This window comes from Kitasatospora sp. NPDC127121 (assembly GCF_042677305.1).
In the GTDB taxonomy this organism is placed as follows: domain Bacteria; phylum Actinomycetota; class Actinomycetes; order Streptomycetales; family Streptomycetaceae; genus Kitasatospora.
Genome location: NZ_JBHXTQ010000112.1, coordinates 1 through 21,007 on the forward strand (window position 1 = coordinate 1; position 21,007 = coordinate 21,007).

Sequence of the window (21,007 nt, forward strand, 5' to 3'; positions counted from 1 at the left end):
CGGGGCGGCGGCGGGCCGCCCCCCCCCCCCCCCCCCCGCCGACCACCTCGGTCGGCCACTCTCGACCCCATCCTGACTGAAAATTAGAACAAGAGAGAAGGATCCGTCATGACGTTCCAGATGCCGGCCGAGTGGACCCCCCACGACGGGTGCCTGATGGCCTGGCCGACCAGGTCGGACCTCTGGGGGGAGACCTTCGAGGAGGCCAAGCGGGAGTACGCCCAGGTCGCCCGGGCGATCGCCGAGTTCGAGCCGGTCACGATGGTCGCGCTGCCGGACCGGGGCGCCGAGGCGCAGGAGCTGTGCGGGGAGGGCGTCGAGGTCGTGGAACTCCCCATCGACGACTCGTGGTTCCGCGACTCCGGGCCGATCTTCGTGCTCGGCGAGGACGGCCGGCGGGCCGGTGTGGACTTCCGCTTCAACGCCTGGGGCGGCAAGCACCACCCGTACGACACCGACGACCTGATCGCCGGGCGGCTGCTGGAGCGCCTGGGCGTCGAGCGCATCGACTCCCGGATGATCCTCGAAGGCGGGGCGATCACGGTCGACGGCGAGGGCACGCTGATCACCACCGAGCAGTGCCTGCTGAACCCGAACCGCAACCCGGGGATGAGCAAGGAGGAGATCGAGGCCGAGCTGATCGCGAAGCTCGGCGTCAGCACGATCATCTGGCTGCCGTACGGCGGCCTGCTGGACACCGAGACCGACGGCCACGTGGACGGCGTCTGCGCGTTCGTCGCCCCCGGCAAGGTGATCGTCCAGCTGCCCGCCGACCCCGAGCACCCCGACTACGAGCGCATGCGCGCCAACCACGCCGTCCTGGCGGCCGCCACCGACGCCCGGGGCCGCAGGCTGGAGATCCTCGAAGTCCCGCAGAGCGCCTTCGTCGAGGTCAACGGCACCGACGTCGAGGTCGGCTACCTCAACTTCTACATCGCCAACGGCGGCGTCGTCGTCCCGGTCGCCGACGTCCCGGAGGACGAGGGGGCCCTCGCCGCCATCGCGGCCGCCCTGCCCGGCCGCAAGGTCGTCGGGGTCCGCTCCCGGGTGATCGCCTACGGCGGCGGCGGTGTCCACTGCATCACCCAGCAGGTGCCCACCGCCTGAGCCGCCCGCACGCACAACCACCCACCCGTCGCCGCGGCCCGGGCAGCGAACCCCCGCTGCCAGGGCCGCCCCCTCCCCCGCCCGCCGGACCCCCGTTGAGCCTGGAAGAAAGAACCCTCGATGCCACGAAGCCAGCGCCCGGAGCACAGATCCCCGCACCGCCGCTACGCCCTGCCGGCCGCCGCCCTGGCAGCCTTCGCCCTGGTCGCCGCCTGCGCCGGGCCGCCGAAGACCGGTGACGGAGGCAACGGCGACCAGGCGTACAAGCTGTCCGCCGACACCCCGGCCGCCAAGGGCCAGCTCGACTCGTTCAGTTGGGCCGTCTACGCCGAGCCGCCGACCCTCGACTACATCTCGGCTTTCGACTACCCGCAGAACACCATCCTGTCCAACGTGTGCGAGAGCCTGATGCGGTGGACCCCGCAGCTGACCTTGGCTCCCGGGCTCGCGGCGAAGACCACCAGCCCCGACCCCACCACCTGGGTCTACGACCTGCGGCCCGACGTGCACTTCCACGACGGCGGCGTGATGACCGCCGACGACGTGGTGTACAGCCTCGGCCGGCAGATGAACCCCGACAACGCGGCGGCCTGGGCCCAGCAGTTCCAGAACGTCAGCACCGTCACCAAGAGCGGCCCGCTCCAGGTCACCGTCAAACTCAAGCAGCCCGACTCGCAGTTCAACCAGTACATGGCCACGGCCGCGGGCGTCGTCGCCTCCAAGGCCGGCATCGAGGCGGCCGGCAAGGACTACGGCACCTCCGGCAGCCTGGACTGCACCGGCCCCTACCAGCTCGGCTCCTGGAACAAGGGCCAGTCCATCCAGCTGCGGCGCTTCGACGGCTACTGGGGCACCAAGGCCAAGTCCGCGAAGGTCGACTTCCGCTTCCTGACCGACCCCTCGGCGCGCGTCAACGCCATGATCAGCGGTGAGGCGGACGGCGGCTACCTGATCCCGACCGAGAGCTACGACCGCCTGAGCAAGAGCGGTGTGGGCACCCTCTACTTCGGCGAGGGCCTCAGCACGGTCAACGTCAACGTCACCAACATGAAGGGTGTGCTCGGCGACGTCCGCGTCCGCAAGGCGCTGTCGCTGGCCCTCGACCGCTCCGGCTTCGTACGCACCGGACTCGCCGGCGCCGGCAGCGCCACCGGCTCCCTCACCTCCCGCGCGGCCTGGGCCGCGGCGCCGCCGGACGTCAAGAAGGAGGCGTTCGAGGGGCTCACCCCGACCGCCCCGGACATCGACCGGGCCAAGGCCCTGGTCAAGGAGGCCGGAGCCACCGGCAAGACCGTCACGGTCGCGACCAGCTCCATCGGCCAGGACGTCTCGCTGCTGGCCACCGCCGTCCAGTCGGCCGGCGCCAGGATCGGTCTCGACGTCCAGCTCAAGACGATCGCGCCCAACGCCTTCACCGCGCTGTTCACGGACGCGAAGGCGCGCGAGGGCATCGACATGTTCCCGGAGACGTACTACGACTCCATCACCGACCCGCTGGACCTGCTGGCCAACTTCAAGACCGGCGCCTACCAGAACTTCGCCGGCTACAGCGACCAGGCCTACGACGACCTGGTCGACAAGGCGACCGCCGCCGCCGACCCGGCGGAGCGCTTCACCCTCGAAGCGCAGCTCCAGAGGACCGCGTCCGACCAGCTGCTGTGGATCCCGGTCGCCGAGTGGCCCACCGCCGTGTTCCTCAACAAGAGGATCACCGGTGCCCCGACCACCATCTCCTACATGTACTACCCGTGGGCGGCCGACGTGGGTTCGGCCCAGTGACGTCTCCCGGATCCACCGTGCGGCGGCCGGTCCTCCCGGCCGCCGCCCCGCCCCCGGACGTGAGGGCTTCCACGTGAGTTTCCTGCGCTTCACCGCACGACGGCTGGCCGAGATGGCGGCCACCCTCCTCGGCGCCTCCTTCGTGATCTTCGGCGCGATGTACCTGGCGCCGGGCAACCCGGCCAGCTTCCTGCTCTCGGGCCGCTCCGCCTCCCCCGAGGCACTCAAGGCGATCAACGACCAGTACCACCTGGACGAACCGTTCCTGCTGCAGTACCTGCGCTGGCTCGGCCAGATCGTCCACGGCGACTTCGGCCGCTCCATCACCTACCGCACCGACGTGTCGCGGCTGCTGGCCGACCGGCTGCCCGCCACCCTCCTGCTCGTCACCATGGCCCTGCTCCTGGTCGTCGCCATCGGCGTGCTCCTCGGCTGGATCGGGGCCGTCCGCGGCGGCGCCGTGGACTCGACCATCCTGGTCGCCACCACCGTGGCCGTCGGCACCCCGTCCTTCGTCGCGGCCGTCCTGCTGCAGGGCCTGTTCGCGGTGAAGCTGGGCTGGTTCCCGACCGGCGGCACCGGCGACGGACTCGGCCAGATGCTCTGGCACCTGGCCCTGCCCGCCGTCGCCCTGGCGCTCTACCTGATCGGCATGCTCGCCCGGGTCACCCGCGCCGCGATGCAGGAGGTCCTCGGCCAGGAGCACGTCACCGTGGCCCGCAGCCGGGGCGTCGCCGAGCACGAGGTGATCCGCCGGCACGTGTTCCGCAACGCCCTGGGCACCGTCCTGACCACGGGAGGCCTGATCGTCTCCACCCTGCTGGTGTGCACCGTCCTGGTCGAGTCCGCGTTCAGCGTCGGCGGCATCGGCCAGCTCCTCGAACTGTCCACCACCACCAAGGACTTCCCCACCGTGCAGGCCATCTCCCTGCTCATGGTGGGGCTGTTCATGGCGGTCAACCTCGTCGTCGACCTGCTGCACCCGCTGGTCGACCCCAGGGTCACCCTCGCGCCGAAGAGGTCCGCCGCATGAGCACCACCGTCCTGCGCCGCCCCGGCCTCGCCCGCCTGCGCACCGCCCGAGCACCCCTGTACCACCTCTGCCTCGGCCTCGTCGCCGTGGTCGTCCTGGTCGCCGTGCTCGCCTCCTGGCTCGCCCCGTACGACCCGAACGCCGTCGACCTGGGCAACGCCCTCGCCGGCCCCTCCGGCGACCACCTGCTCGGCGTCGACGCCGCCGGCCGCGACACCCTGTCCCGGCTGATGCTCGGCGCCCGCACCTCGCTGCTCGGCCCGCTCGGGGTGGTCGCCTTCTCCACCCTGGCCGGCGTCGCCATCGGCGTCACCGCGGCCTGGCGGGGCGGCTGGCTCGACTCCGTCCTGTCCCGCTCCACCGAACTGGTCTTCGCCTTCCCCGGCATGCTGCTGGCGATCCTGATCGTCGCGGTCTACGGAGAGGGGCTGATCGCCCCGGTGATCGCCCTCGCCATCGCCTACCTGCCCTACGTCAGCCGCCTCAGCCGCTCACTCGTCCTCGCCGAACGCTCCCGCCCCTACGTCGAGGCCTATCGCGTCCAGGGCCATTCCGGGCTCCAGATCTGCCTGCGCCACATCATCCCCGGCATCGCCCCCGTCGTCCTCGCCCAGTCCACCATCAACTTCGGCTACGCCCTGATCGACCTCGCCGGCCTCTCCTTCCTCGGACTCGGCGTCCCGGCGCTCACCCCCGACTGGGGCCGCATGGTCTTCGACGGCCAGACCGCCATCCAGCACGGCTACCCCCTGTCGGCGATCCTGCCCTGCGTCGCCATCGTGCTGACCGTCGTCGCCTTCAACGTCGTCGGCGAACGCTGGGCCGACCAGGTCGCCAGGAGGGACCGATGAACGTCCTCGACATCCAGGGCCTGCGGCTGCGCCTGCCCGGCACCGCCCGGCCCGTCCTCGACGGCGTCGACCTCACCGTCGACGCCCGCGAGACCGTCGCCCTCGTCGGCGAATCCGGCTCCGGCAAGAGCCTCACCTCCCGCAGCGTCCTCGGGCTGCTGCCGCGCGGCGCCACCACCGAGGGCATCGTGCGGGTCAACGGCGACGACGTCCTCACCATGAGCCCGGAACAGCTGCGCCGCCTGCGCACCGACACCGCGGCCATGGTCTTCCAGGACCCGCGCGCCTCCATCAACCCGCTCCGGCGCATCGGCGACTTCCTCACCGAGACCAGCCGCCGGGGCCCCGGCGGGGCCGACGCCGCCGCCGGACGGGCCGCGGAGATGCTGGCCGCCGTCGGGCTCCCGGGGACCACGCTCGGCAAATATCCGGGGCAGCTGTCCGGCGGCATGCTGCAACGCGTCATGATCGCGGGGGCGCTGATGGGCGACCCCGCCCTGATCCTCGCCGACGAGGCCACCACCGCGCTGGACGTCACCACCCAGGCCGAGGTCGTCGCCCTCCTCGGCGACCTGCGCGAACGCTTCGGCACCGCACTGGTCTTCGTCACCCACGACCTCGGACTCGCCGCCGCCATCAGCGACCGCGTCTACGTCATGTACGCGGGGCGGATCGCCGAAACCGGGCCGGCCGAGGCCCTGTTCGAGCGGCCGCGCCACCCGTACACGGCCGCGCTGCTCGCCTCCACCCCCCGCCTGGACTCCCCCCGGGGCAGGCTGGCCGCCATCGGCGGCAGGCCACCGAGCCTGCGCGAGGACCTGACGGGCTGCCCCTTCGCCGCCCGCTGCCCGCTCGCGACCGAGGTGTGCACCGAGCGGGCGCCCACCCTGCTGCCGCTCGCCGACGAGCCGGCCCGGCGGGCCGCCTGCCACCACGGCGACCGCGTCGCGGAGGTGACCGCCGATGCCTAGGAGCACTGCCGACAGCCCCAGCACGCCCGACCCCGCCACGACGAGCCCCGCCACGACCAGCCCCGTCACGACCAGCCCCGGAGGAGAACCAGCGATGCCGAAGACCGTCCTGGAGGCCGTCGGCCTGCACCGCGCCTACGGGAGCGTCCAGGCGGTCGACAACGTCTCCTTCACCCTGGCCGAAGGCGGATCGCTGGGCATCGTCGGCGAGTCCGGGTCGGGCAAGACCACCACCGCCCGGATCGTCGTCGGGCTCGAACGGGCGGACACCGGACGGGTCCTGGTGCACGGCCGGGACCGCACCGAGCACCGGCGCGGCCGGGCCCACCGGCTGGCCCGCGCCCGCGAGGTCCAGATGGTCTTCCAGGACCCGTACCTGTCCCTCGACCCCCGCACCAGTGTCGGCGCCGCGCTGCGCGAAACGCTCAGGCTGCACTTCCCCGACGCGGACCACCCCCGCCGGATCGCCGAACTCCTCGACCAGGTCGGCCTCGGCGAGCGCGAGGCCGAGGCCCTGCCCCGCCAGCTCTCCGGCGGCCAGCGCCAGCGCGTCGCCATCGCCCGCGCGCTGGCCGTCGAGCCCGCCGTCCTCGTCCTCGACGAGGCGGTGGCCGCCCTCGACGTCTCGGTGCAGGCGCAGATCCTCAACCTGCTCACCGACATCCGCGAACAGACCGGCATCGGCTACCTGTTCATCACCCACGACCTGGGCGTCGTGCGGTGCGTCACGGACGAGGTGGTCGTGATGCGGCACGGCCGGATCGTCGAGTCCGGCCCCACCGCCGAGGTCCTCGCCCGCCCCCGGCACGCCTACACCCGGCTGCTGCTCGACTCCGTGCCCAGGCCGGGCTGGGACCCGAGGTCCATCGCGGACGCCCGCCGGGCCCTGTAGCCGGGCCTTCCGGACTATCGGACCCTCCGGACTGCCGGGGTCCCGCGGGGTCGGCGGACTCCACGGGGCCCCGGTGTCGTTCGGCCCGCGGGCGGACGACGGGAGTTTGAAGACACGCCCTACGCCGTCCCGGACGGTGCTCCGGCGAGCGCGCGCACCAGCGTCCCCAGCACCGTCGCCGCGTCCACGTTCGAGTCGAGGGACTGGATGGCCGCGAGGCCGTCCACCGCCGCCGCGACCGCCTCGCCCAGGGGTCGCGGGTCGATGCCGCCGCCCCGCTCGTCGGCGAGCACCTGGAAGAGCCGGACGAAGCACGACCGCCAGCGCAGGTACTCCTGCTCCAGACTCCCCCGGACGCGTTCGTCGTTGAGGGCGTGCCAGTGCAGGGCCGCGTGCAGATGCGACAGGTCCGGGCTCTCGCCCCGGGTCAGCAGGCCGATCACGCGCTCGGCCCGCTCGGCGAAGTCGCCGGGGCCGTCCACCGCTTCCTCCAGCGGGGAGATCCACTCCGGCCGGATGTCCTCGATCACCGCCACGATCAGGTCGGTGCGGTCGCGGAAGTGGTAGTGGCACATCCCGTGCGAAACGCCGGACAGCGCGGCGACGTTGCGCGTGGTGAAGCGCCCGGCGCTCTCGCCGGCCAGCAGGGTCCGGGCGGCGGAGACGAGCCGTGACCGGGTCTGCTCCCCCTTGGCCGACGAGCGCGTGCGCCCCTGCGGTACCACGGGGGCCGCCTGAACCTGTTCCTTCTCGCCTGTCGCCATGGCGCAACTCTAGGACGTGTCCGGCCAGGCCCTCGCTCCAGGAATCTTCGTCCGATCCTGCGCAGATAATTGACCGAGCGCTTGGTTAGTTCTACCTTTCGAGTCAATCCCGTTGCCGAGACGGGCAGTTGACCGGAGGACCCGATGAACGATCACGTCCCGAGCAGGTCCGGCCTGGGCAGACCCGGCCTGGGCAGACGACAGTTCCTCACCGCGGCCGGCCTCACCGCAGCCGGCCTGGCCGTGACGTCGGCGACAGGCTCCACCGCCGCCGCGGCCGGCCTCCACAGCTCCCGCGGCTCCCGCGACTCCCGCAGCGAGGGCACCGCGCTGTCGGGTGCATTCGCCGTCCCGATCGACGGCACGCGGCACACCCGGACCTGGATGGCCTGGCCCGACAGCACCGCGATCTGGCGCAGCCAGCTCAGCGGCGTCCAGTCGAACATCGCGCTGATCGCCAAGACCATCGCCAAGTACGAGCCGGTCATCATGTGCGCCAACCCCGCGAGCGCCGCCAAGGCCCGCTCCCTGTGCGGCTCGTCGGTCACCGTGATCACCACCATCCCCGTCGACGACTGCTGGATGCGCGACACCGGCCCGGTCTTCCGCACCAACGGCCCGGGAGCCCTCGACGCCGTCGGCCTCAACTTCAACGGCTGGGGAAACCGGCAGACCCACGCCAACGACGCGCTGGTCGCCCAGCGCATCGCCGCCTACGTCGGGGTGCCGTTCACGGCTGCCGATCTGATCGCCGAAGGCGGCGCCATCGAACAGGACGGCGCCGGCACCCTGATGGCCACCCGCAGCAGCATCGTCAACGACAACCGCAACCCCGGGATGAGCCAGGCGCAGATCGAGGCCGCGATGTGCCAGGCCTACGGCGCGTCCAAGGTCATCTGGTTCACCGGCATCAGGAACCAGGACATCACCGACGACCACGTCGACGCCACCTCGCGCTTCCTCGCACCCGGCGCCGGGCTGGTCCAGATGCCGCTGGCGACCGACAACGACGCGTGGGCGAACGACGCGCGCGAGCAGTACCAGATCCTGTCCGCCGCCACGACGGCCGCAGGCGGTCCGACCGCGGTGACCAAACTCCAGGGCCCGGACTACTACAAGATCCGCTCCACCAACCAGAACTTCGTCGCCTCCTACGCCAACTACTACGCGTGCAACGGCGCCGTGATCTCCGCCCAGTTCGGTGACAGCACGGCCGACGCCGCCGCCCGGGCGACCCTGGCCCGGCTCTTCCCCGGACGCACCGTCGAGCAGCTCAACATCGACTCCCTCGGCGCCGGCGGCGGCGGCATCCACTGCGTCACCCAGCAACAGCCCGCCGTCTGACACCCGGCGGAGCGGCGCGCACACCGGCACGGCCCACCGGCCACGCGCAGGCGTGCGCGCCGAACTCCCCTCAACTCTCCTTGAGCCTCCAGCCGCTGACGGACGGGCCGGGGCCGGCCTGAGCCCGACGGTGCGTATCCGGAAGGTGGTTCCGTCGTTGACCAGGCTGCGGTCCCGAGCGGTTGCCCGGGGCGTGGTCTGCACGGGCGCCGGCTCTCGCCGGGCGGCGCCGTGCCAGGAAGGAGTGCGATGAGCATGGTGACGGGTGAGGGGCGCCCGGCCGCGGGCAGCGGCGGCGCGGGCAGCGGTGCGCGCACCGTGGGCAAGCGGGTGGCGGTCCTGGGTACGGCCGTGGGGGCCGCGCTGGTCCCGGTCGGCACCGCCCACGCCAGCATCGTCGGCGTGGGCAACGCCGTGTTCGACAACTCCTGCGTGAACCACGGCGGCACCCAGGCCACCGGGGGCACCGTCTCCGACAGCGGGACGGCGGCCGGCAACCAGGTCGGGCTGCCGCTGAGCCTGCCCCGCAACCAGTGCGGGAGCAGCGGGCTCGTCTGCACGGCCGTCTTCAGGGCCGCCTACTGATCCGGCCGGACCGACGGTGTGCGAGGCGGGTGGTGTCGTGGGCGGTCCCGGGGTGGCGGGTGTGTCGCTGGAGGACGCCGCCGTACGGGAGTTGGCGGCGCTGAGCGGGCGCGCGGTGCCGCTGCTGCGGGAGTGGGTCGGCGCGTGCCCCCGGCTGGGTGTGGCGCGGGCGCTGCTGATGCTGGCGACCGGCGGGGGCCTGAGCGACGAGGTGCTGCGGGAGGAACTGGTGGTCGCGTACCGGGACGCGCAGGCCGCCGGTGCGCGGTCGGCGAGCCTGGTGTACGGGGTCTTCCTGTACACCCACCGGCAGTTCCGGTTGACGGCCGACCACCTGGTGACGCATTTCGCGCGGTGGCCCGGGGACGAGGTGGCCTCGTTGCTGCTGGACGCCTTCCACGCCTGCGGGGAGGCCGCCTACCGCGCGCACGGTGACGTGCTGGTCGAGCGGCAGTACGCCCTGGCCGGTGCGGACAGCTGGCCGTGGGCGGGCCGGCTGGCGTGGACCCGGGCGGAGCAGGGCCGCGCCGAGGAGGCCCTCGAACTGGCCGAACACACCTTGGCCCGGTACCCGCGCGCCGGACTCGCCGCGCACGCCCGCGCGCACGCCGAGCAGGAACTGGGAGCCGGCCCCGTCTCCACCGCCTTCCTCGACCGGTGGCTGGCCGTCGACCCGCAGGCGGTGCAGTTCAAGCACCTGAACTGGCATGCCGCCCTGCAGTCGTTGGCCTGCGGGGACTTCGCGGACACGCGCCGACGGGCCGACGAAGTCCTGGGCCGCGCGGACGTGGGGATGCGGTCGGCGACGAACTGGCGTCTGCTGCTCGCCGGGCAGGAGCCGGCCGGCCGCTGCGACCTCGACCACGTACGCGGCCTGCTGGCCGGTCCGGGCGGCATGGCGGAGGTCTTCCACACCTTCAACCTGGCCCTGGCGCTGGCCGTCGAGTCCGCCACCGACGACCTGGAGAGCCTGGCCCGCCAGGCCGCCGCCGACCAGCGCCCCGACTACAGCGAAGTCCTCGCCCCGGTGGTCCGGGCCCTCGCGCACGTGACCGCAGGGCGCCCGCAGGCCGCCGTCGACCTCCTGACCGGACTGGGCGGACTGGGCGGACTGACCGGCCTGGGCGGGCAGGTCGAGCGGCTCGGCGGCGTACGGGTGGAACGCGAGATCGTCCAGGACACGCTGGCCCGCGCCCTGATCGACACCGGCGAGCACGCCCGCGCGGCCCACCTGCTGCACGAGCGCGTCACGACCCGCCGCCACCACACCTACGAGGACCTCCTCCTCACCCCGCCCACCGACTCCTCCGCCGCCCCCTCGTCTCCGGGAGCCCTCCCATGGCCGTGCCCCAGCTGATCGTCGTCTCGCTGCGCGGCAGCGGCACACCCCTGCTCGCCCGCATCACCTCCGCGCTCGGCTACACCCCCTACGGCACGATGAACGACTTCCAGGACGACGGCGACGATCGGCCCGGCCCCGGCGAGGTCTCCCCGCTGCTCCGGGCCGCCTACGGACAGGACGAGGCCGGACGCCTGCTGAGCGGGCAGCGCGATCACCTGGAAGAGCTCGAAACCGCCTTCCAGAAGGCGGTGAACGCCCTGTGGCGGGTGTGGTGGACACGGCTGGGCCAGCCGGTCACCGCCGCCTCACCCGTCGACGCCGGCCTCGAAGGCCGCCTGGCCCGCGTCCCCGACGCCGACCTGCCCCGGCTGCTGCCGGGCCGCGGCTGCTGGTACGTCAACAGCCTGGACCTGGAGCGTGCCGACGCCGGCTTCCTACGCGCCTGGCACGCCACCGCACGGCCGCCGATCGTCTACCACCACCGCGACGTCCGTGACCGCATCGTCGAGCAGATCCGCCTGCTCTCCCAACCCTGCGGCCACGTCGGCTCCATGCCCGAACACCTCGTCTACCGCGACATCGTCAGCGCCCTGCCCACCATGGACGCCAGGATCACCCTCGCCCTGACCGACCCCGGCTTCCCCGGCATGCGCGAAGCCCGCCGCTGCCAGTGGCTGCTGCGCCACCCGGCCGTCTGCGTACTCACCCACGAAGACCTTGCCGGCCCCGCCGAAGCCCGCGACCGGGCCCTGTACCGTCTCCTCGCCGCCACCGGCCACCCGGACCCGGCCGCGGCCCTCGCCACCCTGCCCGGGCCACGGAACGGCGAACTCCCCGTCGGCGGCTGGCGCGAGCACTTCAGCCCCGACCACGAACGCCTCCTCCACCAGCACCACGGCGACCTCCTCACTCCCCCGCAGCCGCACGGCGCGGAAGCGCCGAGGAGCATCCGCTCGACCAGCCCTTCGTAGCCGACGCCGCCCCGGCCGCAGCCATCAGGGGGAGGGCGGCCCGGGGGAATTCACCCCCGGGCCCCCACAGAGTGAAGTCCGGCCGGTCGCCTGCCGGTTCGGGTCAGAGCAGCCGGGCTCCCGGCTTGACCTCCCGGTCCGGGGCGATCAGGACCACGTCGCCGCCGCCCTCGCCCGGCACCCCGAGGACGAGGACCTCGGACATGAAGTCCGCGACCTGCCGGGGCGGGAGGTTCACCACGGCCATCACCAGGCGGCCTTCGAGGTCATCGAGCGCGTACAGATCGGTGATCTGGGCGCTGGACTTCCGAACGCCCAGATCGCCGAAGTCGATCCACAGCTTGTACGCGGGTCGGCGGGCGCGCGGGAACGCCTCGGCGCGGACGATCCGGCCCGCACGGATGTCGACGTTCAGGAAGTCGGTGATCGTGATCTCGTCCGCCGCCATCAGACCGCCACCGAGGGAAGCAGTTCGACCGACATCGGCAGGCCGGAATGGCAGGCGAGGGAGTCGTGCGTGTGGGAGATGTGACCCTCCATGGCAGGCTTCCGCGTGAAGAAGATGAGCATGTCCCTGGTGGAGGTCTGCTGCGGGTCGGCGGCGACCACCGGGGAGAGGCTGTGCTTCCGCTCGTGGTCGACGACGAGCATGGTGTCGAGGAAGTGGCGGTGCTGGTACTGGCCCACGACGAGCTCCGGTTCGACCTCGTCCCAGCGGACGGCGTTGATCTGCTGCATGTCGTGGAGGAAGGTGATCGCGCTGTCGGCGGTCATGTTCTCACTGCCGAGCAGGGTGGTCATGGTGTGGTCCACGCCGTCGCTGTGCACCCCTTCGAGGGCGGGCTCGCCGACGAGTTCGGGCGTGGTGACGGTCCGCAGGTTGAACAGGGTGCACACCCAGCCGGGGTAGTCGTAGTCCAGCTTCGGGCGGTGCGCGATCTCCACGTCCTGGACCATGAACGCCTTGAACAGGAGCAGCCCCTGGAAGGCCCGGTTCAGCTGGAGGTCGTCACCGACCTCCGCGAACTCACGCTTCTTTCCGGAGTCATGCCGTACGAAGTCCTCGTCGGCCGACAGCGCGAACGGCTGGAACTCGCCCCGGTCGACCGTCCCGTTCTTCACGTCGAAGTGGAAGCGGCCGTTCTTCGACTGACGGAAGGGGAGGGTCGGATCGTCCGGCAGGTCGTCACTCACCCGCTGGAGCTGGGCCAGGTCGGCGTCGGTGGCGCCGAGCCCCTTCAGCAAGCCGGCCATGCGCTCTCCGGGGATGAAGGCCGAACGCTGCTCGACGTACTCCTTCTTGATCCGGGTGAACTCGGCTATGACCTGGTCGAAGTCGCTGGTGTTCATAAGATGGATACTCCGTTTCGGTTCAGGGGACGACTCCCCGCGGGACCTCTCGTGTCATCGGCGACGTCCGTCCGGGGTGGAACCGATCGCCTCCGACGAGAAAAACCTATGGGCCGCTGATCAATGATCAGTCAACGATTGATCTACGTGCGCGACATGGCTGATTCAAGGTCTTGACTGTTCCACGAACCCGTAGATCACAGTCAAGTGACGGTCAGTCATCCATATGACTTCCTGATGGTCAAGGCCGACCGCAGGGATCCGGCCAGGACCGCTTTCACTCCGACCGGGTTCAAGTAGTTCGGGGAAGTACGGACCGCATCGCCACCGAATACGTGTCGTGAATTTCGGGCGCCGGCCGCCTCAGAGGCGTACCAGCGCCTCGCGGGTCAGATCGGCCAGGGCCGGGTAGCCGTCGACCGCCATGAGCAGGTCGGCCTCCGCCAGCAGCGAGCGCAGCACGTGCACGATGCCGTCCTCGCCGCCGAGCGCCAGCCCGTACGCGTACGGGCGGCCGACGCCGACCGCGGTGGCGCCGAGGGCGAGCGCCTTGACCACGTCGGCGCCGCTGCGCACCCCGGAGTCGAAGAGCACCGGCAGACCGTCGGCGGCCTCGACCACGGCGGGCAACGCGTCCAGGGCGGGCAGGCCTCCATTGGCCTGGCGGCCACCGTGGTTGGAGCAGTAGAGGCCGTCGACGCCGCCGTCCCGGGCCCGGCGGACGTCCTCGGGGTGACAGACGCCCTTGAGGATGATCGGCAGGTCGGTGAGCGAGCGCAGCCACGGCAGGTCGTCCCAGGTCAGCGGGTTGCCGAAGATACCGGCCCACTCCAGGATCGCCGCACCCGGATCCTCCTCGGGGGCCTTGGCCAGGCGGGCCCGGAAGACCGGGTCGGTGAAGTAGTTCGCCAGGCAGTGGCCGCGCAGCTGGGGGAAGTTGGACGTCGCGAGGTCGCGCGGGCGCCAGCCGGTGATCCAGGTGTCCAGGGTGACCACGATGCCCTGGAAGCCGGCCGCCTCCGCGCGGTGCACCAGGCTGGCGGCGAGGTCGCGGTCGGTCGGGGTGTAGAGCTGGAAGAAGCCGGGCGTGTCACCGAACTCGGCCGCGACCTGCTCCAGCGGGTCGACGGTGAGGGTGGAGGCCACCATCGGCACGCCGGTACGGGCGGCGGCCCTGGCCGCGGCGAGGTCTCCGTGGCCGTCCTGGGTGCAGAGGCCGATCACACCGACCGGCGCCAGGAACAGCGGCGAGGGCAGGGTGTGGCCGAACAGGCCGACGGTCAGGTCGCGACGGGCGGCGCCGACCATCATCCGGGGGTAGAGGCCCCACCGCTCGAAGGCCCGGACGTTGGCGCGCTGGGTGTGCTCGTCCCCCGCGCCGCCGGCCACGTACGACCAGATCGACGGGGGGAGGGCGGCCTGCGCCCCGGCCTCCAGCCCGGCGTACGTCATCGGCAAGGCGGGCAGCACCCCGCGCAGGCCGTCGAAGTAGATCTCGTTCTGGTAGTCACCGAACTGCTGGGCCATGGTTCCCAACCTCCTGTTGGTGCGGTGCGGTGTGGTGTCCGTGTGCGTGTGCGTGTGCGGGAGTGACGGAAGTGACGGGAGTGACGGTTGCGTTGATCTGATGTCTACCGGCCCCTGCGAGCGTTCGGACGTCTTGCCATAGGTACGTAGGGAGCGTCATCCGTGATTCGAACGATTGTTGTCCGTACGGCTGTTGCCGGTACGGCCGTGCTGGCGCCGGTGGTGGGCGCTGTTGCCGTGGGCGCGGGGGCCCCCGTGCGGCAGGGCTCGCCGACCGAGCCGTCGGCACAGGCCTGCGGCGGGTCGGCCGACGTGCACTGCCTCTCGGGGCACATCACGTGGAACGGGACCGGTCTCGTCATCCGCTACCGGGGGTGAGGAGTCCGGTCGGTCGCCAGGGCGGCCAGCATCGACGTCACGTCGGCGGCCTCCGGGGCGCTGAGGCGGCTGAGCAGTAGACGCGCCTTCGCCTCCTGATGCCGGGCGGCGTGGTGGTCGCTGCGGGCGGTCATCGCGTGGGCCAACACCAGGTGGGCGAGGGCGCGTTCGCGCTGTCGCCCACCTTCTTCTGCGAGGTCCAGTGCCCGCTCCGCCTGCTGCACGGCCTCGTCGAGCCGTCCGAGCAGGCGCAGGACGTCGGCCAGGCGGCTTCGGGCGGCCGACTCCCGGTTGAGATCGCCGGTGACGCCCGCGCAGCAGATACAGGACCGCAACTGCGCCGCGGCGTCGTCGAGTCGGCCCAGCTCCTGGTAGGCGAGGCCGAGGACGTAGTGCACGTACGCGGTCATCGCGACGTCGGCGGTCCCCCCGGGCTCGGCGAGGATCCGCTGACAGGTCTGCACCGCCGTGGCCGCGTGACCGGTGCGGATACGGGACAGGGCCGCGTTCGCGGTGCTCGCCACCTCGCCGGACCGGTGGCCGAGCTGCCGGGCGAGCACCACCGCCTCGTCGAAGGCGGCGATCGCCTCCTCGTGCCGGCCCTCGGCCTGGGCGATGAGGCCCAGGTCGTTGAGGGCTTGCCGGAGAACGGCCGGGTCCTCCGCCTCCCGGCAGGCTTCGGCGGCCTGCCGGGCCTGTGCGCCGGCCTCGCCGAGCCGGGCCCGGGCCAGCAGGACCGTGCCGAGGAGGAACCGCGACCGGCCCTCCGCGCAACGGTCGCCGGCCGCGACGGCGGCGGCGATCAGCGTGCGCGTGGCGTCTTCCGCCCGGCCGCCCACGGCGCCGAGGCCGAGCGGGCTGAGGGCGATCAACAGGTTGACGGCCGCGCGCAGGTCGGTCATCGCCGAGGGCCGACCGTCGGCGATGACGCGCAGGGTGTCCGTCGCGACGGCGGCCGCGAGCGCCACGGCGCCGGGTGTCTCGGTCCGGGCCCACCGGCGGGCGTCCGCCAGATCCGCGAAGACCGGGAAGACCTGAGCGCGCAAGGAAGCCGGGGCGGCCGGGGGGCGGCCAGGACGGGCGGCCGGCTGCTGGAGCGGCTCGCCGAAGACGTCGGCGACCGGGTCGCCGGGTACGGCGAGGGTGAAGGCCGTGCGGGCGCAGCCGAGCAGATGGGTCAGCAGCCGCTGCTGGGCGCCGGCCCGTTCGTGGTCGCCGGTCCGCAGCGACGCCCGGCGGGCGAAGGCGCGCACCAGGTCGTGGTAGCGGTAGCGCCCGGCGCCCATCGACTCCAGCAGCGCCTGGTCCACCAGCGACTCCGCGAGCCGCTCCGCCTGGTACTCCGCCAGGCCCAGGACCGCGGCTGCCGACGCCAGACCGAGGTCGGGCTCCGCCCAGGAGAGCATCCGGAACGCCGTGGCCAGGGGTGGGGGGAGCAGCCGGTAGCTGAGCTCGAAGACCTGCTCGATCGCCAGGTCGCCCGTGCGGAGGGCGTCGATGCCCTCGCGGTCGTCGGCCAGGCTCCGGACGAGCTCGGCGATCGGCTGGTCCGGGGTGGCGGCGAGCCGGGCCGCGGCGATCCGTACGGCCAGCGGGAGCCGGCCGCAGGCATCGACCAGCATCCTGGCCTGGGGGCCCTGTTCGGACCGGCGTGCCGCGCCGATGACCGAGTCGAGCAGGCCGATCGCCTCGGGCTCGCTGAACACGTCCAGCGCGACGTGCAGGACCGACGGCACGCTGGTGAGCACCGTGCGGCTGGTGACGATGACCGCGCAGTCCGACGAGCCGGGCAGCAACGGCTGGATCTGGGCCTCGTCGCGTGCGTTGTCCAGGAGGATGAGCAGCCGTCGTCCCGCGCTGGCGGTCCGGAACAGCGCCGCCCTGCTTTCGAGGTCCTTGGGCACAACTGCCGCCCGCACGCCCAGTGTTGTCAGGAAGTCCGCCAGGATGTCGGACGCGTTCGCGGGCACCAGGTCGGCGCCGCGCAGGTCCGCGTACAGCCGGCCGTCCGGGAAGTCCGGGCGCACGGTGTGGGCGGCTCGCACCGCGAGGGTCGTCTTCCCCACCCCGGCCATCCCGGTCACGGTCACCAGTCGCAGTGCGGGGCTGGTCCGTCCGGTCGGCGCTTGCCCGGTCAGCGCTTGCCCGGTCAGCGCTCGCCCGATCCGGGCGACGTGGTCCTGACGTCCGATGAACTTCGGTAGCACCGGCGGAAGTTGGTCCAGGTTTTCGCGATCGGCCGCACTGTCGGCGCCACAGTCGGCGTCTCGGCCGACCGCGCTGTCGGCCCCGCGGTCGGCCGACTCGGGCGGTAACGGTACGTCTGGGCGTAAGTCCGGACCGGGTGCACCGGTCCTCGATCGAATGGTGGCATCCACACCGAGATCGTGACACAACTCCGTGAGCACGGGCCCCGGTTCGATCCCCAGCTGCTCCACCAGCCGTAATCGAAGCGCGTCGTAGACAGCACGCGCCTCGGACGTGCGGCCTTGCCGGTGCAGCGCGCGGATGAGCAGTTCCTGCAGGCGCTCGTGGAGCGGGTGGTCACCGGCCAGCTGCTCCAGCTCCGGCAGGTAGCCGGAGGGAGCGTCGAGTGCCGCGTCGAGAGCCACGTCAGGGGCTACGTCAGGGGCTACGTCGAGGGCCACGTCGAGGGCGAGGCGCTCCTCCAGGAGGGTGAGGCGCAGCCTCGAAAGCCGTTCCCGCTCGCGGCACATGAGCGGTCCAGGCAGGCCGGCGAGCGGCTCCCCGCGCCACTGGGCCAGGGCTTCTCCCAGTGCGTTCCGGGCGTCCTGCGGCCGCTCGGCGGCGTATGTCCCGGCCAGCTCCTGCAAGCGCTTGACCTGCCACACATCCACGCGGTCCGGCTCGACGGCCAGACGGTAGCCGCCCGTTCGGGAGATCAGCACCGTGGGCGCCGTGCGCACGGGCTCCAGCAGATTCCGCAGCTGCCACACGTAGGTGCGCAAAGCGGTGTCGGGCGCACCGGGCGGCTGGTCTCCCCAGAGGTCGGCGATCAGCTCGTCGACCGTCACGACCGCGTTCGGGCGCAGCAGCAGGGCGGCCAGCACCGACCGCTGCTGCGGGCCGCCGAGGTGCAGGTCCGTGCCGGCGCGCCGGACCCGCAGCGTGCCGAGCAACGCGAAGCTCAGCGAATCCTGATCATGATCTGGACGCACGTGTTCCCCTCATCCGGTCGGCCGGGTGCCGAACCGGCCGTCAGCCTCTGCCTGGTGTTCCGATTGTCGGTGAACGGCCCCGGGTTCTCCCTGCAGGCCCAGGCATACTGTGTCAACTCTGACCCTGCGGAGGCGGGTTGCCGTGAGGGCGCGCCGACTCCACCACATGAGGACGTACAGGGCCAGGCTGCCGATCAGGCCGGCGCCCGCGCCCTTCGCCGCGTCGGACAGCACCCCTTCGATCGCGGCGCCCAGCGGGAGCCCGTCCGTCGCCGCCTCCGGGCCGGCGAGCCACCGCCAGGCGTGGGCGACGGCTCCGACGACCGTGACCAGGGCCATGGCGAGGAGGACGGGGCGCCGGAGCGCGCTGCCGGGCTTCGTGCGGCCCTCACCGGCGAGGAGGCGGGCCCGCCTCGGCCACACGTACACCGCGATGGCGGCCAGCCCGCCGATCGTGCTCGCGTGCTGCAACGCCCGCGCCCAGGTGAGGCTGCCCACCAGCGTGGAGTTGAGCCAGGGCGTACGGGTGACCACGAAGCCGTCGAAGTGGGTGAAGGCGTCCCAGACCAGGTGCGTGGCGATGCCGATCAGGGCGGACAGCACGATCCACCCGGCTCGCCGCGCCAGCGCGCCGGCAGTGCGCAGCCGCCGCGACGAAGTGACGGGCGTCGGCACCGGCACCGGCAGCAGGGACGCCAGCGGGCGATGGCCTGCGCGGAGCAGCGCCCACAGGGCGAGGGCGTACGGCAGGGCGACGGTGACGGCGCCCGGGGCGCTGTGCGAGGTCGTGGCGTTGACGAAGGGTTCGTACCAGGACTGCGCGCTGACGGGCAGTCCCGTGGTGACGACGAAGTAGGGCAGGTCCGGTGCGACGGCTCCGGCGACCAGCGCGGCCCGGCTGAAGGGCCTCCGCAGCAACGGCAGTACGGCCGCGGGGTGGGCCAGGGTGAACGGCATGAGCATCCTCTCGCGCAGACCCCAATAGTCCGTCGAACGGAATGCTACGTCAAACGGACTAATGACCTCTGGCGGACGCGCCGCGCCACCCCTTGTTGTCCGTACGGGCCGAAGCGCGCAGGTTCCGAGACTCCTGAACGAGATCGCACTCGAACCCGCGTGGGCTACCGCGGTTGGCTCGGCATCCGACCCTGCTCCGGATCCTCGACACGGCCGCCACCGACGAGGGCCCTTCCTGCGGGTGCTGTTCCTCAAGCCGCGGCCCCGACACCGTGGAACGACGGCTGTGCGCGGCGACCCCCGGGCTGTGTGAGCGGTCCGCGCCGGCTCGAACGGCGGCGGTACGGCGAGGGGTCCCACCGACCGGTGGGACCCCTGCGCGTGGGTGGGTCAGCCCGCTGCCCCCGCCGTCGGCCGGACGGCGACCGCATCGATCTCGAAGAGCATCCCCGGCAGGGCGAGCGAGGCGACCCCGCTGAGCGTCTGCGCGGGCAGCCGGTCGCCCCAGGCCCCGGCCAGGGCCTTGCCGAGGACGGCCAGCTTCTCCGGGTCGTGGTCGACGATGTACGAGCCGAGCCGGACCACGTGCTCGAAGCCGAGGCCGACCCCGGCGAGCGCGGTGCGCAGGTTGGCGAGGGCGAGCTCCGCCTGGGCGGCGAAGTCGCCGGGCACGACCTGACCGCTGGCGTCGGAGGCGTACTGGCCGCCGATGAACACCGGTTCGCCGGGCGCGGAGGCGGCGTGGCTGTAGCCGAACGGCGTCGGGTCGTGCAGGCCGGGCGGGTTGGTGATGGTGCGGGTGTCGGTCACGGGGTTCCTTCCCTGGTGTCGGGCCGAGCTCGGTGCCGGGCGGTCTACGGCTCGGACCGGGCGGCTTCCTCCCGGGCGTCGCGCCAACTCGGCGACTCCAGGAAGTGGTTGTCGAAGAGGTCCTGCTTGGCGAGCAGTTCCTCGACCGTCGCCTCGCCCGCGCGGATCCGCTCCAGCAGGCGGAAGTAGTCGAAGCGCTCCACCCCGGGGGTGATCACGATCAGCAGGTCCGCCCCGGAGTCCGGCGCCGCCGCGAAGGCATGCGGCAGATGGGGCGGCACCACCACGAGGTCGCCGCTCCGGGCGGTGACCACCTCGTTCCCGACCAGCACCTGGGCCGAGCCGTCGACGACGAAAAACAGCTCCGAGGAGCCCCCGTGGTAGTGCGGAGTGGCGCCGTCCTTGCCGCGCCCCAGCGTGACGCGCAGGGTGCTCAGGGCGCCGCCGGTGGCGCTGGAGTCCGCCAGCAGCCGCCCCTTGCCGCCGAGCATTCCGACGGTCTCGGCTTCGTCGCCCCGCACCACCACGGCTTCCGGTCCGATCAACGTCATTGGCCTCTCCCTACAGTGAGCGCTCCGATAGTTCCCTGGCTGATAGTACTACGTCTAACTATCTCCCATCGAATAACATGCCCCTATGGATCACGTGGACGTCATGCTCGACCAGTGGAGCCGGGAGCGCCCGGACCTCGACCTGGCAGCGGTCGGCACCGTCGGCCGCCTCGGCCGCCTCGCGCTGCTCGCGGGCCGGGTCGTCGAAGAGGTGTTCAAGCAACACGGCCTCCAGCGCGGCGAGTTCGACGTTCTCGCCACCCTGCGCCGCTCCGGCGCGCCGTACGAACTGATGCCCTCCGAACTCGCCACGCTGCTGCTGATGTCGCGGGCCGGCATGACCAGCCGGATCGACCGGCTGGAATCGGCGGGCCTGGTGGAACGCCGCACCGACCCGGCGGACCGCCGCAGCGTCCGCATCGCCCTCACCCCGGCCGGACGCGCCCTCGTGGACGCCGCCTTCACCGACCACGCGGCCAACGAGACCGCGCTGCTCTCCGCCCTCTCGGGCGAGGAACGGGCCACCCTGGACGGGCTCCTGCGCAAACTGCTCACCGACGTCGAGGGCGCGCAGAGCCCGGCGCCCTGACGGCCCCGCCCGACGCCCCCGCCCGAC

General features: G+C 72.4%; 19 protein-coding genes. 11 read left to right on the forward strand and 8 right to left on the reverse strand.

Annotated elements, in window-relative coordinates; genetic code table 11:
* Positions 1–108: 108 nt before the first annotated feature.
* The 6 genes from ACFVHI_RS34410 (at position 109) to ACFVHI_RS34435 (ending at position 6,633) form a co-directional block, all read left to right on the forward strand.
* Positions 109–1,107, forward strand: a complete 999-nt coding sequence (locus ACFVHI_RS34410) for an agmatine/peptidylarginine deiminase (RefSeq protein WP_244293819.1) — start codon at positions 109–111, stop codon at positions 1,105–1,107.
* A 120-nt stretch (positions 1,108–1,227) separates the two neighbouring features.
* On the forward strand, positions 1,228–2,886 hold the full coding sequence (locus ACFVHI_RS34415) for an ABC transporter substrate-binding protein (RefSeq protein ID WP_380345822.1): 1,659 nt from the start codon (positions 1,228–1,230) through the stop codon (positions 2,884–2,886).
* 73 nt (positions 2,887–2,959) lie between these two features.
* A complete protein-coding gene (locus tag ACFVHI_RS34420; protein ID WP_079136532.1) occupies positions 2,960–3,919 on the forward strand; it encodes an ABC transporter permease in 960 nt (319 codons plus the stop codon).
* Positions 3,916–4,770, forward strand: a complete 855-nt coding sequence (locus ACFVHI_RS34425) for an ABC transporter permease (RefSeq protein WP_063352389.1) — start codon at positions 3,916–3,918, stop codon at positions 4,768–4,770. The genes ACFVHI_RS34420 and ACFVHI_RS34425 overlap by 4 nt, the downstream gene beginning before the upstream one ends.
* Complete coding sequence (locus tag ACFVHI_RS34430; RefSeq protein WP_380345825.1) at positions 4,767–5,741, forward strand: ABC transporter ATP-binding protein; 975 nt, start codon at positions 4,767–4,769, stop codon at positions 5,739–5,741. Before ACFVHI_RS34425 ends, ACFVHI_RS34430 begins: the two co-directional genes overlap by 4 nt.
* Before the next feature lie 94 nt (positions 5,742–5,835).
* The gene (locus ACFVHI_RS34435) at positions 5,836–6,633 is read left to right on the forward strand and encodes an ABC transporter ATP-binding protein (protein WP_380345827.1); all 798 of its coding nucleotides are present in this window, start codon (positions 5,836–5,838) and stop codon (positions 6,631–6,633) included.
* 119 nt (positions 6,634–6,752) lie between these two features.
* Here the strand turns inward: ACFVHI_RS34435 and ACFVHI_RS34440 are convergent, their stop codons facing one another.
* A complete protein-coding gene (locus ACFVHI_RS34440; RefSeq protein WP_079136533.1) occupies positions 6,753–7,397 on the reverse strand; it encodes a TetR/AcrR family transcriptional regulator in 645 nt (214 codons plus the stop codon).
* 144 nt (positions 7,398–7,541) lie between these two features.
* Here ACFVHI_RS34440 and ACFVHI_RS34445 point away from each other — a divergent pair, with 144 nt between their 5' ends.
* From ACFVHI_RS34445 to ACFVHI_RS34460, 4 genes are all read left to right on the forward strand, one after another.
* Positions 7,542–8,741 carry an agmatine/peptidylarginine deiminase gene (locus ACFVHI_RS34445; RefSeq protein ID WP_380345829.1) on the forward strand — a complete coding sequence of 400 codons (1,200 nt, stop codon included), beginning with the start codon at positions 7,542–7,544 and terminating at the stop codon, positions 8,739–8,741.
* Positions 8,742–8,990: 249 nt separating this feature from the next.
* Positions 8,991–9,326 (forward strand): chaplin family protein, encoded by a 336-nt coding sequence (locus ACFVHI_RS34450; protein WP_244293820.1) that lies wholly within the window; start codon positions 8,991–8,993, stop codon positions 9,324–9,326.
* Positions 9,327–9,387: 61 nt separating this feature from the next.
* A complete protein-coding gene (locus ACFVHI_RS34455; protein ID WP_380345831.1) occupies positions 9,388–10,683 on the forward strand; it encodes a hypothetical protein in 1,296 nt (431 codons plus the stop codon).
* On the forward strand, positions 10,665–11,639 hold the full coding sequence (locus tag ACFVHI_RS34460) for a hypothetical protein (RefSeq protein ID WP_380345833.1): 975 nt from the start codon (positions 10,665–10,667) through the stop codon (positions 11,637–11,639). The genes ACFVHI_RS34455 and ACFVHI_RS34460 overlap by 19 nt, the downstream gene beginning before the upstream one ends.
* 103 nt (positions 11,640–11,742) lie before the next feature.
* On the opposite strand, the gene ACFVHI_RS34465 is transcribed toward ACFVHI_RS34460, so the two are convergent.
* The 7 genes from ACFVHI_RS34465 to ACFVHI_RS34495 form a co-directional block, all read right to left on the reverse strand.
* On the reverse strand, positions 11,743–12,087 hold the full coding sequence (locus ACFVHI_RS34465) for a tRNA-binding protein (protein WP_063352396.1): 345 nt from the start codon (positions 12,085–12,087) through the stop codon (positions 11,743–11,745).
* Positions 12,087–12,989: a 2OG-Fe dioxygenase family protein gene (locus ACFVHI_RS34470; RefSeq protein WP_380345834.1), complete on the reverse strand. Its 903-nt coding sequence runs from the start codon at positions 12,987–12,989 to the stop codon at positions 12,087–12,089. The genes ACFVHI_RS34465 and ACFVHI_RS34470 overlap by 1 nt, the downstream gene beginning before the upstream one ends.
* 363 nt (positions 12,990–13,352) lie before the next feature.
* Positions 13,353–14,516 (reverse strand): alpha-hydroxy-acid oxidizing protein, encoded by a 1,164-nt coding sequence (locus tag ACFVHI_RS34475; RefSeq protein WP_380345836.1) that lies wholly within the window; start codon positions 14,514–14,516, stop codon positions 13,353–13,355.
* Between the two features lie 365 nt (positions 14,517–14,881).
* A complete protein-coding gene (locus ACFVHI_RS34480) occupies positions 14,882–18,073 on the reverse strand; it encodes a BTAD domain-containing putative transcriptional regulator (protein WP_380345838.1) in 3,192 nt (1,063 codons plus the stop codon).
* A gap of 9 nt (positions 18,074–18,082) precedes the next feature.
* The gene (locus tag ACFVHI_RS34485; protein ID WP_380345840.1) at positions 18,083–19,030 is read right to left on the reverse strand and encodes a DUF4184 family protein; all 948 of its coding nucleotides are present in this window, start codon (positions 19,028–19,030) and stop codon (positions 18,083–18,085) included.
* Positions 19,031–19,420: 390 nt separating this feature from the next.
* The gene (locus ACFVHI_RS34490) at positions 19,421–19,840 is read right to left on the reverse strand and encodes a RidA family protein (protein WP_063352399.1); all 420 of its coding nucleotides are present in this window, start codon (positions 19,838–19,840) and stop codon (positions 19,421–19,423) included.
* Positions 19,841–19,884: 44 nt separating this feature from the next.
* The gene (locus tag ACFVHI_RS34495) at positions 19,885–20,391 is read right to left on the reverse strand and encodes a cupin domain-containing protein (RefSeq protein WP_063352400.1); all 507 of its coding nucleotides are present in this window, start codon (positions 20,389–20,391) and stop codon (positions 19,885–19,887) included.
* 85 nt (positions 20,392–20,476) lie between these two features.
* Here ACFVHI_RS34495 and ACFVHI_RS34500 point away from each other — a divergent pair, with 85 nt between their 5' ends.
* Positions 20,477–20,980 carry a MarR family winged helix-turn-helix transcriptional regulator gene (locus tag ACFVHI_RS34500; RefSeq protein WP_063352401.1) on the forward strand — a complete coding sequence of 168 codons (504 nt, stop codon included), beginning with the start codon at positions 20,477–20,479 and terminating at the stop codon, positions 20,978–20,980.
* The last annotated feature ends 27 nt before the right edge of the window (positions 20,981–21,007 follow it).

What these genes read in the sequence shown, in the direction of transcription:
- ACFVHI_RS34410 (WP_244293819.1), top strand. Translation starts at nt 109, where the DNA reads ATGACGTTCCAGATGCCGGCCGAGTGGACCCCCCACGACGGGTGCCTG.
- ACFVHI_RS34415 (WP_380345822.1), top strand. Translation starts at nt 1,228, where the DNA reads ATGCCACGAAGCCAGCGCCCGGAGCACAGATCCCCGCACCGCCGCTAC.
- ACFVHI_RS34425 (WP_063352389.1), top strand. Translation starts at nt 3,916, where the DNA reads ATGAGCACCACCGTCCTGCGCCGCCCCGGCCTCGCCCGCCTGCGCACC.
- ACFVHI_RS34430 (WP_380345825.1), top strand. Translation starts at nt 4,767, where the DNA reads ATGAACGTCCTCGACATCCAGGGCCTGCGGCTGCGCCTGCCCGGCACC.
- ACFVHI_RS34435 (WP_380345827.1), top strand. Translation starts at nt 5,836, where the DNA reads ATGCCGAAGACCGTCCTGGAGGCCGTCGGCCTGCACCGCGCCTACGGG.
- ACFVHI_RS34440 (WP_079136533.1), bottom strand. Translation starts at nt 7,397, where the DNA reads ATGGCGACAGGCGAGAAGGAACAGGTTCAGGCGGCCCCCGTGGTACCG.
- ACFVHI_RS34445 (WP_380345829.1), top strand. Translation starts at nt 7,542, where the DNA reads ATGAACGATCACGTCCCGAGCAGGTCCGGCCTGGGCAGACCCGGCCTG.
- ACFVHI_RS34450 (WP_244293820.1), top strand. Translation starts at nt 8,991, where the DNA reads ATGAGCATGGTGACGGGTGAGGGGCGCCCGGCCGCGGGCAGCGGCGGC.
- ACFVHI_RS34460 (WP_380345833.1), top strand. Translation starts at nt 10,665, where the DNA reads ATGGCCGTGCCCCAGCTGATCGTCGTCTCGCTGCGCGGCAGCGGCACA.
- ACFVHI_RS34465 (WP_063352396.1), bottom strand. Translation starts at nt 12,087, where the DNA reads ATGGCGGCGGACGAGATCACGATCACCGACTTCCTGAACGTCGACATC.
- ACFVHI_RS34470 (WP_380345834.1), bottom strand. Translation starts at nt 12,989, where the DNA reads ATGAACACCAGCGACTTCGACCAGGTCATAGCCGAGTTCACCCGGATC.
- ACFVHI_RS34475 (WP_380345836.1), bottom strand. Translation starts at nt 14,516, where the DNA reads ATGGCCCAGCAGTTCGGTGACTACCAGAACGAGATCTACTTCGACGGC.
- ACFVHI_RS34485 (WP_380345840.1), bottom strand. Translation starts at nt 19,030, where the DNA reads ATGCCGTTCACCCTGGCCCACCCCGCGGCCGTACTGCCGTTGCTGCGG.
- ACFVHI_RS34495 (WP_063352400.1), bottom strand. Translation starts at nt 20,391, where the DNA reads ATGACGTTGATCGGACCGGAAGCCGTGGTGGTGCGGGGCGACGAAGCC.
- ACFVHI_RS34500 (WP_063352401.1), top strand. Translation starts at nt 20,477, where the DNA reads ATGGATCACGTGGACGTCATGCTCGACCAGTGGAGCCGGGAGCGCCCG.